Source organism: Paenibacillus sp. RUD330, assembly GCF_002243345.2.
GTDB lineage: Bacteria > Bacillota > Bacilli > Paenibacillales > Paenibacillaceae > Paenibacillus_O.
In genome coordinates, this window is the sequence record NZ_CP022655.2 from 4,233,937 (window position 1) to 4,246,828 (window position 12,892).

Below are 12,892 nucleotides of genomic sequence, written 5' to 3' on the forward strand. Positions count from 1 at the left end.
CTGCATAGCCCTTCCTCTCCGATCCATGCGACCGGGCCCGGCTCAGCTTGCGGGCAGCTTCAGAATGCTCCTCGTGTAGGCCGTGCAGGAGATCAGGAAATACACGCCCTGAAGCAGAATATAGATGCCCATGATGATGAGTCCGTACATCCACACCGGCGTTCCGATCAGCGTGCCCAAGGCGAACATCGCGAATACGCTGTGGACGATGCCGAGCAGGCAGGGTGCAAGGTACAGGATGCCGACTTGAGCCGCTACCGTGCGGCGCAGCTCGCCGGCGGTGAGGCCGATTTTGCGCAGCGCCTGGAACTGGCTCTGATCCTCCTGCAGCTCGGTGAACTGCTTGAAGTAAAGCAGGCTGCCTGCGGCGACGAAGAACAGGACGCTGATGAAGAGGCCGATGAAAATGGTCAGGCCGATCGACTGCTTCATGTCGCGGTAGCTCTCGACCCTGTAGCTCTGGACATAGCTCTTCTGCTCTTTCGTGAGCGGCTTTTCAAAGGCTTGGACGGCAGGCAGGGCACGCTCCCAATCGCTGAGCTCGAAGCCGTATGCACGCAGGCGCTCCGCAGGCGGAGCCCCGACCTTCCATGCTCCGAAAGTGGAATCGGGAACGACCAGCAGATAGGTCGCGTCATTCACGGGACTGAAGACGCTGCCGTATACGATCTTCTGCAGCTTCAGCTCGAAGCTCCCTCCGCCTGCCTGGCCGGAGACGGTTTCGTTCGGCTTCGTCTTGGCTCCCTTCATTTCCTTATAGGGATAGCCGATGACGGCCTCGCCCTCGGCAGGGTTCACCGCATCCAGACCGGCCCGCTTGGCCAGCCGGTTGTAGTCGGAAGCCGACACCGCCATCGCCTTGCTGGAATCGTCGGGCTTCCAGCCCGCCGCCGCCGAAGCAAGCCCCTGCGCCAGAACGCCTTGGAGCTCCACCTGCTCGGCGATGCGGCCTCCTCCGTCTTGGAGCAGCTTGCGGGCCTGCGCCGGGTCCATCACCGGATGGCCGTCGCCGCGCTCCACATATCCGACCGTGAACGGAGTATGCTCCAGGATCTGATCGCGCTGCAGCTTCTGGAACACATACACCGTGCTGGCCGCGCTCATGACGACCGCGCTCAGGATCGTGACGACGAACAGCACCCGCGCGTTGTCCTTGATCCGGTAGGACATCTGGGAGATGACCAGCATGTTCGTGCGCTTATAGAAAATGCCCTTGCTCCGCTTGAGCAGATTCAGCACGGCCACGCTCAGCTGCGTGTAGAGGAAATACGTTCCGAGCGTCGTCAGTCCGATGATCGGAAGCGCGAGAATCAGAAAGCTCATCGGCGTCATCCAGCAGGCCAGCCCGTAACCGGCAGCGAGGGAAGCCGCAGCGAGAATGGACAGCCAGGGCGATGCGGCAGGCGCTTTCTTAGGCCGCCTCGCTCCGCCGAGCAGCTCGACGATCTGCTGCCTGCCTACGGTCATCGCCGTAATGAGGGCGATGACGAAGAACAGCAGCAGGAAGCCTCCGCCCGTAAGCAGCACCGCTTGGGTTGGAACCGCGAAGCGGATCGGCACCTCGCTCTGCAGCAGCACCTCCAGCGCCATCAGGAACAGCTTGCTGAGCAGGATGCCCAGCCCGAGTCCCGCCCCGATGGAGAGCACCGCGATGGCCATGCTTTCGTAGACGACCATCTTGCGGAGCTGGCCGCGTGTCGTGCCGAACAGCGACAGCAGGCCGAACTCCTTTTTCCTCGTCTTGAGGAAGGCCGAGCTGGAGTACAGCACGAAGAAGAACGAGAAGATGACGATCAGATATTCGCAGAACCTCATCATCGGCTTGACCTCGTTGGCATGGACGATGTGGCCGCTGGCCACATCGGGATGCATGAGGAAGGAGGCGTACAGATAGAAAATCATGACCGAGAACACGCTGCTGAGGAAAAAGGCGGCATAGGAGCGCCAGCTGCCCCGGATGTTGTTAAGCGCGAGCGAACGGAACGTCATCGAAATTCCCTCCCAACACGCTGAGCGAGTCCAGAATCTGCTGGAAGAACGCCTGCCGGTTGTCCCCGCGGCGGATCTCCGAGAAGAAACGGCCATCCTTGATGAAAATGATCCGCTGGCAGTAGCTGGCGCTGAACGGGTCATGCGTCACCATCAGCACAGTCGCGCCGAGCCGTTCATTGAGGTCCTTCAGCGATTCCATGACGTCCTTGGCCGACTTGGAATCGAGATTGCCCGTCAGCTCGTCGGCCAGCAGCAGCGACGGCTGGTGGATGATCGCCCGCGCGATGGCGGCGCGCTGCTTCTGGCCGCCCGATACCTCGTAAGGGCGCTTCGCCAATATCGGAGCGATGCCGAGCAGAGCCGCCACCGGCTCCAGGGCCGTTTCGATCTTGGACGGAGAAGCGCCGTCGAGCACAAGCGGAAGCGCGATGTTTTCCTTGAGGCTGAGCGTGTCGAGCAGGTTGAAATCCTGGAACACGAATCCGAGCTCGCGGCGCCGGAACAGCGCCAGCTTGCGTTCGGACAGTCCGGCCGGATTGATGCCGCGCACCTGGATCGTGCCGGATGTCGGCTTGTCGATCGTCGACAGCAGATTGAGCAAGGTCGTCTTGCCGCTGCCGGACGGTCCCATAATGCCGACGAACTCCCCTGCGCCGACATTGAGATCGATGCTTTCCAGAGCTTTGTAGCTGACCTCGCCTTTGGTGCTGTATATTTTGCCCAGCGAGTTGACTTCGAGTATGTTCATTTCGTTTGGATCCTCCCGATTCTATCCTGTCTTTGTATCTGGCTTGGTTCCAAGTATAGCCGGGAGGCCGCGGCCGGCCCATTGATTCAGCTTACAGACCGCCTTACAAAGTTGTCACCTGACATGGAGATCCTTATGGATGGCTTCCCCGTGGAAGGACAGAGTCGCGGTCGTCCCCTCTCCCGCCGCGGATTCAAGCTCCAGCCCGACGCCCATGCGCGAGGCGACCTCCCGGGCCAGGTAGAGGCCCATGCCCGTCGACTCCTCCGTCTTGCGGCCGTTCTCTCCGGTGAAGAACGGATCGAACACTCGGGGAATATCCTGCGCCGGAATGCCGATGCCTTCATCCTGAACGGAGATGCTTGTCCGTCCGCCGGCCTGGCTGACGATTGCGATGGCCAGCTTTTTGCTGCCGGGCTTGGGACGAGAGTATTTGACGGCATTGGCCACCAGCTGCGCAAGCAGGAAATGCAGCCATTTCTCGTCGGTCTCGACCCATCCCTCCCCCGTGATGCGGGGATAAACGCCGGCGGCGATGATCAGCCTCTTGTGCGCGTTGACCGCCGTGCGGGCGGCCTCGTGAAGAGAGACGCGCCTCGGATGGAAGTCCATCGCGAATTCGTCCAGGCGGGCGGTGTGCATCATCTGCTCGAGGCCGCGGGTCAGCTTGTCCGTTTCCTCCCGGAGGCTGGCCGAGGCATCCTGAAGCTCCTGGCCGACAAGGCCCGGCTTGCTGGCCGCGTTCTGCGCGATCAGATCGATGACGGATACCGGCGTCTTCATATGATGCACCCATTGGAACACGAAATGCCGGTGCAGCTCCCGCTCGCGGTTATGCTGCTCGAGCCGGTCCTGGCTCTGATGGCCGAGCACCGAGATCAGCTCGGCCGTTTTTTTCTGCTCCGCCGTGACCGGCGACAGCAGCGGCTTCCAGCCGGCCGGCTGCCCGGTCATCCGGAGCAGCTGCTCCAGGTAAGCCCTCTGGCGCAAGTAGCCGAGCGTCAGTCCAGCTCCCGTCATGCAGAGCGACAAGAGCAGGAAATAGCCGAGAACCGCCCAATCGACGCCGGCGGAAGACATCACCCTTTCCAGGTACCAGATCGCCGCTCCGGTCAGCAGGGATGACGCCACGACGGCAAGAGGAAACAGCTGCCCGCGCAAATAAAGCAGCAGAGCCGAGTGCGAATTCATTCCCGTCTTTCCCCGGCTGCGGACGGACGGCCTGCCCCGGCTTCGCGAAGCGCGGCCTCGTTCAGCCTGTAGCCCTGTCCGCGCACCGTTTCCAGCACGCCTCCAAGCCCGATCTCCTCCAGCTTGCGGCGGAGCCGGGTGACGTTGACCGTGAGCGTATTGTCATCGACAAAGCTCGTGTCGTCCCACAGATTCTCGAGCAGGCTGTCCCGGGATACGATCCGGCCTCCGCCCTCCATCAGGCTCTGCGCGAGCAGCCGCTCGTTTTTGGTCAGCTCCACGCAGCCGCCCTGCCATTCCAGCAGGCTGCGGCTCGCATCCAGGCCGAGAGCGCCCATGGCGACGGCTTGCTCGGCATCGCCGGAGGCTGCGGCGTCAGCCGCAGTGGAGTACTCTCCGTATGCGCGGCGCAGCGCGCTTTTGATTTTGGCCATGAGCAGATCCAGATGGATCGGCTTGGTTACATAGTCGTCCCCGCCGTTCTCGATCGCCATCACCTGGTCCATCTCTCCCGAACGCGCGGAGATGAACAGGACGGGAGCCTTGGAATGCTGGCGGAACTGGCGGCACCAATAAAAGCCGTCGAAATACGGCAGATTGATGTCCATCAGCACCAGATGAGGCTCGTGCTCGCGGAAATCCTCGTTCAGATCCTTGAACCTGGCCGCCCGCTGCGGCTGGAAGCCATAACGCTCCAGCGCTCCCGCCAGCTGCTCGGCGATTTTGTCATCGTCCTCGACGATCGTGATTCGGTACATAGAATTCCCCTCCATATAAGGAAAGTTTACCACAAAGGAGAAAAACGATGAGCCGGGCTTAGGTCGGGAGATGAGACGCCATGCAAAGGCGGGAGGGAAACCGACTCGACGCAGCTCCCAAGAGAGGTCGATGGACCAGTTGCGGCATCTAGATAAGACCGCTTTACAGTTTGGCATCGATTGGGTATGTTCAATGGTGAATGCTCGGGTTTATTTCGAACGGCAGATCGGGTGGCCAAATACAGAACGAGTGAGTCCAGCCCGCGCATGCTTGAAAACGCTTTTATGCCGATAAGGAGGGGTCCATCATGAACTACGACGTCATCGTAGTCGGGGCGGGGCTGGCCGGGCTCGCCGCCGTATCCGAGCTGGCCGCAGCCGGCAAGAAAGTGCTGCTCGTCGATCAGGAGCCGGAAGCGTCTCTGGGCGGGCAAGCCTGGTGGTCGTTCGGAGGGCTGTTTCTCGTTGATTCGCCGGAGCAGCGCAGGATGGGCATCAAGGATACCCGAGAGCTCGCCCTTCAGGACTGGCTCGGCTCCGCCGGCTTCGACCGCGCGGAGGATGAGGACCGCTGGGGCCGCCAGTGGGCAGAGGCCTACGTGGACTTCGCCGCCGGAGAGAAGCGAGCATGGCTGCGGTCCCTCGGCATCTCCTTCTTTCCTGTGGTGGGCTGGGCGGAGCGCGGCGGTTATCTTGCCGAAGGGCATGGCAATTCCGTGCCTCGCTTCCATATTGTCTGGGGCACGGGACCTGGAATCGTGAAGCCTTTCGAGGCCAGAGTCCGGGACGCCATAACGTCAGGGCTTGTCGATTACCGTCCCCGCCACCGGGTCGACGGCTTCATCAAGCAAGGGGCTGCCATCGCCGGGGTGCATGGCGCCGTGCTGGAGCCCAGCCTGGCCGGGCGCGGCGAAGCGAGCTCCCGCGAGCCTATCGGCGATTTCGAATTCCATGCCTCAGCCGTGCTCGTGGCCAGCGGAGGAATCGGCGCGAACCACGAGCTCGTCAGGCAGAACTGGCCGGAGCGGCTCGGCCGCCCGCCCGCGACCATGCTGTCCGGCGTCCCGGCCCACGTCGACGGGCGGATGTTAGGCATCGCGGAGCAGGCGGGCGGCCGCATCGTCAACCGGGACCGGATGTGGCATTATACCGAGGGCATCAAAAACTGGAGCCCTGTCTGGGACCTCCACGGAATCCGGATTTTGCCCGGCCCTTCCTCCATGTGGCTGAATGCCGAAGGAAGACGGTTTCCCGCCCCCCATTTCCCCGGCTTCGACACGCTGGGCACGCTCCAGGCCATCCAGGATACGGGGTACGATTACTCCTGGTTCATCCTCACCCATAAGGTCATCGGCAAGGAATTCGCCCTCTCCGGCTCGGAACAGAATCCGGATCTGACGGGAAAGAGCATCCGGGGCGTGCTGGGGCGGGCCCTCTCCTCCGTGCCCGGACCGGTTCAGGCTTTCCTGGACAAAGGAGAGGACTTCGTGACGGCCGGCAGCGTGGCCGAGCTGGCTGCAGGCATGAACCGAATCGCGGGCAGCTCCCTGATCCATGCGGCCGAGCTGGAGCGGCAGCTGCTCGCCAGAGACCGTGAAATAGACAACAAGTTCTCCAAAGACCTGCAAATCGTGGCGCTCCGGGGAGCCAGGAGCTATCTCGGAGACAGGCTCATCCGTACGGCGGCTCCCCATAAATTCCTTGATCCGGCCCACGGCCCTCTCATTGCCGTAAGGCTGAGGATCGTCAGCCGCAAGACGCTGGGAGGCCTCCAGACCGATCTGTCCGGGCGGGCGCTCGACTCCGAGGGAGCTCCCGTTCCCGGCCTCTATGCCGCAGGCGAAGCGGCCGGCTTCGGAGGCGGCGGCGTGCACGGCTACCGCGCGCTGGAGGGCACCTTCCTCGGCGGCTGCCTGTTCACCGGACGGCAAGCGGGACGGGCGCTCTCCGAGCAGCTCCGCTAACAGAGCCGCAGCGGCAGGCTCATGCTGCGCACGGATTCAAGCCGGCAGCGCTCGGGCTGGGCGTTCCCCTTTATCCTCCGAAGATAAAAATGCCCCGGCGGTCGAATCCGACGCCGGGGCTTCCTGATGAGCTCGAACATAGGTCATGACCTGACGGATCCAGCGTCCAAAGAGCTTGCGCCAGCAACGGCCTCGGGCTTTATGCTGCGCCTGGCGTTTTGGAACGTCGGTTGAACGTCCGCTCTTACCCGCGGCTGACGAAGAAAGGCAGCTTCTCGATGCCGGCCAAGCGCAGATAGACGAACAATTGGCCTTTATGGTGAATCTCATGATCCTTCGCATTCTGGAGCAGGACATGTCCCGGCATCGCGTTTCCGAAGAAATCGATTTCCCGGTCCAGCTGTTCCCTGCCGATCGGGCGAAGCAGCTCCTCCGCCTTCTCCGTTGCAGCTGCGGCAAACGCCCGCAGCTCATCGGCCGTATGGATCGGACTCGGCTTGTCTCCCGGGTTGAAAGAGCCGTTCGCAACCGTCGCGGCGAACACGACCATCGAGGCGGCGATATGGACGACGAGCTCGGACAATGACATGGCCTGCTCCCAAGGCTTCATGTCCAGTTGCTCATCTGTTACCTGTTCCAGCATTTGAGGCAAAACGTTGCGGTGGCTGCGCCACTCGGCGATAAATCCATTGATGTCAGTCATCTCATGGTTCTCCTTTGGTGGATGGGATGGGCCGATATGTATAACGGCATCCCTAATTATATCGGACGGCAGGGGTCATTTCATCCTGGCGAGCCTGCGCCATGCAGCCGCATCTCTCGGCTGCTCGCTGCCTCAGAGAGGCTTCATTCCCAAATGGCATGGCTTCGTACTCAAAAGCGCTCATTTTCAAATACGCTTCGTTCCCTCTGGCGCTTCATCATCCAGGTTCGGACAGAACGGCACCGGCCCTGAAACCTTGACATCCTGCAAAGGAACAACTAAACTGAAAATAAATGACTGACATTCATTCATAAGTGGAGAGGATCGTGCTTCCCGTGGATAAACGACAGCTTATCATCGATGCCGCCATCGCGGTCTTGCAGGAGAAGGGAATGGAAAAGACCAAGATTTCCGACATCGTAAAAGCGGCCGGAATCGCTCAAGGCACCTTTTATTTGTATTTCCCTTCGAAGCTGTCGGTCATGCCTGCAATCGCGGAAGTCATGGTCCGGAACATTCTCGTCCGCTTGAATGCGGTCGATGACGGCGGCAGCGCCAGGGAGCAGCTGGACGGCATGGTCGAAGCGATCTTCGAGGTCACCGAGCAGCATCAGGATCTGTCCGCGCTGATCTACTCCGGCATCACCCAGACGGAGCATGTCCGGGAGTGGGAAGCCATTTACGATCCTATTTACAGCTGGATCAACGGACGGCTGCTTCAGTTCCGGCAACGAGGCGAAATACGTCCCTCCATCGCGGCCGGTTATGCCGCCAAGCTTGTGCTTGGGCTAATCGAAACCGCCGCCGAGCAGAATTATTTGTACGCCTCCTCGGACAACGCAGTCGTGGAGGCGCATGTTGCCGAGCTTAAAGCGTTTCTGGCCGCAGGGCTCGGAGTGAAATGACGGCTCCGCGTCTTTTTCCAACCAATAGTGACTGACGTTCATTCATTTCATTGAAAGGTGTGTGTCTCATGCATGCGCAACCACAAACCAAACCCGCCAAGCCGCAATTAGGCTGGCTGTTCGTCGGACTGACCTGCCTCATGGAATGGATCTGGGTATATGGCTTCCATACCGCGAATCTCCCTTGGCACTTCGTCCTGATCGCCCTTCTCATCGTCGTTGATTTCTACTTCCTATATCGGGCTTGCCAGTTCATCCCTACCGGCACCGTATACGCCCTGTTCGCCGCAGCGGGAACCATCGGCACCGCGCTGATGGACGTCACCCTGTTCGGGGGCGCCTTCAGCGTCGCCAAAAGCCTGTTCATGATTCTGCTGCTGCTCGGAATCGTCATGCTGAAGCTGGCGGACGGCAAAAGCGCCGATACCTCGCCCAACAGCTAGTATAAACCGGCAGGCAGCCAAGGGCCGGTTCAAGCATGCAGAAAAATAACATGGAGGTTATCATCATGGGTTGGATCTTTGTATTCTCCGCCGCGGTCTGCGAAGTGACCGGAGTCGTAGGACTCAGCCGCTTCTCCAAGCGCAAAAGCTGGCTGAACGCCCTGCTGTTCGCCGGAGGCTTCGCGGCGTCGTTCATCCTGCTTTACGCTTCGTTTCAATATCTCCAGCTCAGCATCGCCTATACGGTATGGATCGGGCTCGGAACCTCGCTTGCCGTCGTGACGAACATGATCTTTTTCGGCGAATCGAAAAGCAGGATGCGGATGCTCAGCCTGCTGCTGATCGTCATCGGGGTGAGCGGACTGAAGGCGGTATCTTGAAACCTTGCATTCGATTTTACGAAGCTTTCGAGATTTTAAAAGCGAACTCCCATGTTGCGGTATTGCCGGAATAGCGGCCACGGTTCTCGACGACGGTCACTTTGATTTTTTTTGTCACCGTGCCCTTGATAGTGGACAGCTTGATTGTCGCGCTGCCTTGTCCAAGGTCAGGAATCTTGTCCTGCTCCTCGACGTCGACTTTCAGCTTGATGGCTTCGCTGCCTTTTAACGTCAGCGTCACCGAATGGCCCTCCTCGATCTCCTTGCTGCCAGCCCGCGCTTCATACCGCCACTCGTTGCCGACATGATTGTTCTCGACCAGCTTCGCGCTTACGAATGTGACTTTGACGCTTGTTGCTTTGGGGGCCGCCGACAGCGGTTGGGCGGCAAAAGCAAACAAGAGCAGCAGAGCCAGCAGACCGCCTATTCCTTTTCTCTTCATGCGCGTCTTCCTCTCCCTTTGTCTAAAGAGTATCACAGCATATATATGAATGGTATAAATATATCCATAAATGGAGTTCTAGAAAGAACCATCAAAAATCTCCGCTGCTTTTTCGGAATCTGATTTGCACCTGTCGGTTGAGCTTCGGGTGGAGCTATTCGCTGTTTTCTGTTCCACGCAAAAAAAACCTTTCGAATGAATGCATGTGCAGCATGCATTCATTCGAAAGGTGAAGTTCACAACCCATAACTGTCGTGGATCAAGGCTCTTGTCGGACCTCCAGCATGCAGCCATGGAATTGAAATACTCATATCCTGCTCAACCGTCTCAGAGCCTTACTGTAAGGCTCCTCAGCACTCGTCCGGCTTCGGCTTGCCGGCGTCGCTCGCCGTGCGGAAGCTGCTGCCGCAGCCGCAGGTGACAGTCGCGTTGGGGTTGTGGATCGTGAAGCCGCCGCCCATGGCGCCTTCCTTCCAGTCGATCTCGAGGCCGCGCAGGTACTTCGCGCTGTCGCTGTCGACAACGACCTTGACGCCGTTGACGTCGAGCTCCTGGTCATCGCTCTTCTGCTCGTCGTCGAAGCCCATCCCGTAGGAGAAGCCGCTGCAGCCGCCTTCCTTGACGCCGACGCGCAGGAACAAGTTCGCTGCTTCTTCGGCAGCGAGCATTTCTTTTATTTTATCCGAGGCCGTTTCACTGATCTCGATCATATCGTCTTCATCCTCCTGTCAAAGCTGGCGATTGATTCAAGTATACTCCTATTGCACCCGGGGCTCAAGCAAGCTGGAGCGGAATCAAGCGCCCGTCCGGCGAGCGCGGCGGTCAAGCCGGGCATGAGCCTGCAGGGAACCGATGTCCACGGGCGCTTCACCTCATTACCGCGTCCGTCCAAGGCGGACAACCCGTCTCCACAACTCCCTTGAAATCCCTGATCTTTTGCCGTTTTCCTGTTGAAGCTTAACAACTCAAGGTTTATAATGAATACGATTTGTTTGCATACGACGCACGAATAAGTACTTTTTTTCACAAAGCAGGACGCTTGACCTGCAGCTTCCCGCAATCGCGGGCCGGACCCGCCGAGGTGACGCACGGGCCGCAGGAACCGGAACGGACAAGGAGGTCCCATTCATGAATATCATTACTCCGACGGAAGCCTCCGTCATGCAAGGCATCCGCGAGAAAGTAGCCGCCGGCGAGCGCCTGACGCTTGAAGACGGCGTGTTTATGTACCGCTCCGACGATCTGCTCAGCATCGGACAGATGGCCAACGAGGTCAACCTGCGCAAGAACGGCAAGAAGGTTTATTTCATCGACACGATGACGCTCTATTTCACCAACGTCTGCGAAGCCCACTGCGCCTTCTGCAGCTTCCGCAAGGATGAGGGGGACGAAGGCGCTTATACGCTGACCCCGGAAGAAATGATCCAATACGTCGATCAGCATATTACGCCGACCGTGCGCGAGTTCCACATCGTCGGAGGCCACAATGCCCATGTTCCCTTCCAATATTACGTGGATTCCCTCAAGGCGCTGAAGGAGAAATATCCGCATGTGACGCTCAAGACGTACACGGCGGCCGAGATCGATTTCTTCTCCCGCATCAGCGGCCTCAGCTACGAAGGCGTGCTGAAGGAGCTGCGCGACGCCGGCCTCGAATCCTTGACGGGCGGCGGCGCCGAAATCCTGTCGGACCAATACCGCAAGAAGATGAGAGTCGAGAAAGCGGACGTGAGCCAGTATCTGGACGTCCACCGGACCGCGCACAACCTCGGCATCAAGACGCATACGACGATGCTGTACGGCGCCGTGGAAACCCACGAGCAGCGCATCCAGCACATGATGTCGATCCGCGAGCTGCAGGACGAGACGAACGGCTTCCTCGTGTTCATCCCGCTCTCCATGCAGCCGGCCAGCCCGAGGGCGGGCATCCGCCGCCGCAATTCGGCCTTCGAGGACCTCAAGACGATCGCAATCAGCCGCCTGATGCTGGACAACTTCAATCACATCAAGGCCTACTTCATCAATATCGGCCCTCAGCTGACCCAGGTATCGCTGGCGATGGGAGCATCCGATGTGCACGGAACGCTGGTCCGCGAGCGCATCAGCCACGCGGCTGGCGCCCTGACTCCGGAAGGTCTGTCACGAGAAGACCTGATCTGGTTAATAAAGGGTGCGGGACGCATTCCGGTCGAACGCGACACCTTCTACAATGAAGTCCAGGTATTTGAGTAAGAAGAACGGCTGGCGAGCATATTAGGTTCACCATCAGCTGAATTGTGAAACAAGGGTTGGGATATCATGAAACGTTTTGTCATTTTGGGCGGCGGCTACGGCGGCATGGCTCTGGCTCAGGAACTGCTTGACGGGGACATTCCGTCCGACACGATCATCGTCCTGATCGACCGCATGCCTTTCCAAGGCCTCAAGACCGAATATTACGCGCTGGCTGCCGGCACTTCGCCGGAGATCGAGCTGCGCGTAGCGTTCCCTAACGATCCCCGTCTGCTGATCACCTACGGCGAAGTGACGGGTATCGATCTGGAGAACAAGCACATCCTATTGGAAGGCCAGGATCCCGTGTCGTACGATTGGCTGTCGATCGGGCTTGGCTGCACGGACAACTACCACGGCATTCCCGGCGCGGAGAAATACTCCAGCAGCATCCAGACGTTCTCCGCGACTCGCAGGACGTACCGGAGACTTGGAGACGTCAAGCCTTACGGCCAAGTATCCATCATCGGCGGAGGCCTCAGCGGCGTCGAGATCGCGGCTGAGCTGCGCGAGAGCAGAGGCGATCTCAACATCCGCATCATCGACCGCGGACCGAGCATCCTCTCGGCGTTCCCGACGAAGCTGAAGACGTACGTGTCTTCCTGGTTCCTGGAGCATCATGTGGAAATGAGGGGCAACGTCTCCCTCAAGCTGCTCGAGGGCGGCATTTTGCATGACGGCAACTCCCCGGAGCCGATCTATACCGATGCGACGATATGGACGGCAGGCATCCAGCCGGTCGATGTCGTCCAGGATCTCAATGTGCCCAAGGACAATCAGGGCCGGCTCGTCGTGAACGAGCTGCATCAGCTTCCGGACCATCCGGAAGTGTTCGTCATCGGCGACTGCGCCTCGGTGCCGTTCTCTCCCAGCGGACAGCTGGCGGGAGCGATGGGCAAGCAAGTGGCAGACGTCATGCAGGCCGTATGGAAAGGCCGCACGCCCAAGCTTGGACAGATCAAGCTCAAGGGCACGCTCGGCTCGCTCGGCAAAAAAGCCGGCTTCGGCCTCATGGGCAAGACGGCCATAATGGGCCGTGTGCCCCGAGTGCTCAAAACCGGCGTGCTGTGGCGCTCCAAAAACCATTTCGGCTAA

Annotated in this window: 13 protein-coding genes; 6 read left to right on the top strand and 7 right to left on the bottom strand. The window is 59.7% G+C overall.

Annotation, left to right across the window (positions count from 1 at the left end):
- Positions 1-42 precede the first annotated feature (42 nt).
- The 4 genes from CIC07_RS19405 to CIC07_RS19420 all read right to left on the bottom strand — a co-directional run bounded on the left by CIC07_RS19405 (position 43) and on the right by CIC07_RS19420 (position 4,689).
- Positions 43-1,989, bottom strand: coding sequence for an FtsX-like permease family protein (locus tag CIC07_RS19405; RefSeq protein WP_076353743.1), 1,947 nt, complete (start codon positions 1,987-1,989; stop codon positions 43-45).
- Positions 1,964-2,740, bottom strand: a complete 777-nt coding sequence (locus CIC07_RS19410; protein WP_076353741.1) for an ABC transporter ATP-binding protein — start codon at positions 2,738-2,740, stop codon at positions 1,964-1,966. Before CIC07_RS19410 ends, CIC07_RS19405 begins: the two co-directional genes overlap by 26 nt.
- 114 nt (positions 2,741-2,854) lie before the next feature.
- On the bottom strand, positions 2,855-3,931 hold the full coding sequence (locus tag CIC07_RS19415) for a sensor histidine kinase (protein ID WP_076353739.1): 1,077 nt from the start codon (positions 3,929-3,931) through the stop codon (positions 2,855-2,857).
- Positions 3,928-4,689: a response regulator transcription factor gene (locus CIC07_RS19420; protein WP_076353737.1), complete on the bottom strand. Its 762-nt coding sequence runs from the start codon at positions 4,687-4,689 to the stop codon at positions 3,928-3,930. Before CIC07_RS19420 ends, CIC07_RS19415 begins: the two co-directional genes overlap by 4 nt.
- A gap of 308 nt (positions 4,690-4,997) precedes the next feature.
- Between CIC07_RS19420 and CIC07_RS19425 the strand changes: the two genes are divergently transcribed.
- The gene (locus CIC07_RS19425) at positions 4,998-6,653 is read left to right on the top strand and encodes an FAD-binding dehydrogenase (protein ID WP_076353735.1); all 1,656 of its coding nucleotides are present in this window, start codon (positions 4,998-5,000) and stop codon (positions 6,651-6,653) included.
- Positions 6,654-6,897: 244 nt separating this feature from the next.
- On the opposite strand, the gene CIC07_RS19430 is transcribed toward CIC07_RS19425, so the two are convergent.
- Positions 6,898-7,356: a DinB family protein gene (locus tag CIC07_RS19430; protein WP_076353733.1), complete on the bottom strand. Its 459-nt coding sequence runs from the start codon at positions 7,354-7,356 to the stop codon at positions 6,898-6,900.
- Positions 7,357-7,691: 335 nt separating this feature from the next.
- Between CIC07_RS19430 and CIC07_RS19435 the strand changes: the two genes are divergently transcribed.
- The 3 genes from CIC07_RS19435 to CIC07_RS19445 all read left to right on the top strand — a co-directional run bounded on the left by CIC07_RS19435 (position 7,692) and on the right by CIC07_RS19445 (position 9,084).
- On the top strand, positions 7,692-8,261 hold the full coding sequence (locus CIC07_RS19435) for a TetR/AcrR family transcriptional regulator (protein ID WP_076356754.1): 570 nt from the start codon (positions 7,692-7,694) through the stop codon (positions 8,259-8,261).
- Between the two features lie 68 nt (positions 8,262-8,329).
- Positions 8,330-8,704 carry a DMT family transporter gene (locus CIC07_RS19440; protein ID WP_076353731.1) on the top strand — a complete coding sequence of 125 codons (375 nt, stop codon included), beginning with the start codon at positions 8,330-8,332 and terminating at the stop codon, positions 8,702-8,704.
- A gap of 65 nt (positions 8,705-8,769) precedes the next feature.
- On the top strand, positions 8,770-9,084 hold the full coding sequence (locus CIC07_RS19445; protein ID WP_076353729.1) for a DMT family transporter: 315 nt from the start codon (positions 8,770-8,772) through the stop codon (positions 9,082-9,084).
- A gap of 16 nt (positions 9,085-9,100) precedes the next feature.
- On the opposite strand, the gene CIC07_RS19450 is transcribed toward CIC07_RS19445, so the two are convergent.
- Both CIC07_RS19450 and erpA read right to left on the bottom strand, forming a co-directional pair.
- A complete protein-coding gene (locus CIC07_RS19450) occupies positions 9,101-9,526 on the bottom strand; it encodes a hypothetical protein (protein ID WP_076353727.1) in 426 nt (141 codons plus the stop codon).
- A gap of 350 nt (positions 9,527-9,876) precedes the next feature.
- Entirely contained in the window at positions 9,877-10,236 is a 360-nt protein-coding gene (gene erpA, locus CIC07_RS19455) for an iron-sulfur cluster insertion protein ErpA (protein ID WP_076353725.1), read from the bottom strand.
- Between the two features lie 418 nt (positions 10,237-10,654).
- Between erpA and mqnE the strand changes: the two genes are divergently transcribed.
- Together mqnE and CIC07_RS19465 are read left to right on the top strand one after the other, a co-directional pair.
- A complete protein-coding gene (gene mqnE, locus CIC07_RS19460; RefSeq protein ID WP_076353723.1) occupies positions 10,655-11,758 on the top strand; it encodes an aminofutalosine synthase MqnE in 1,104 nt (367 codons plus the stop codon).
- Positions 11,759-11,824: 66 nt separating this feature from the next.
- Entirely contained in the window at positions 11,825-12,892 is a 1,068-nt protein-coding gene (locus CIC07_RS19465; RefSeq protein ID WP_076353721.1) for an NAD(P)/FAD-dependent oxidoreductase, read from the top strand.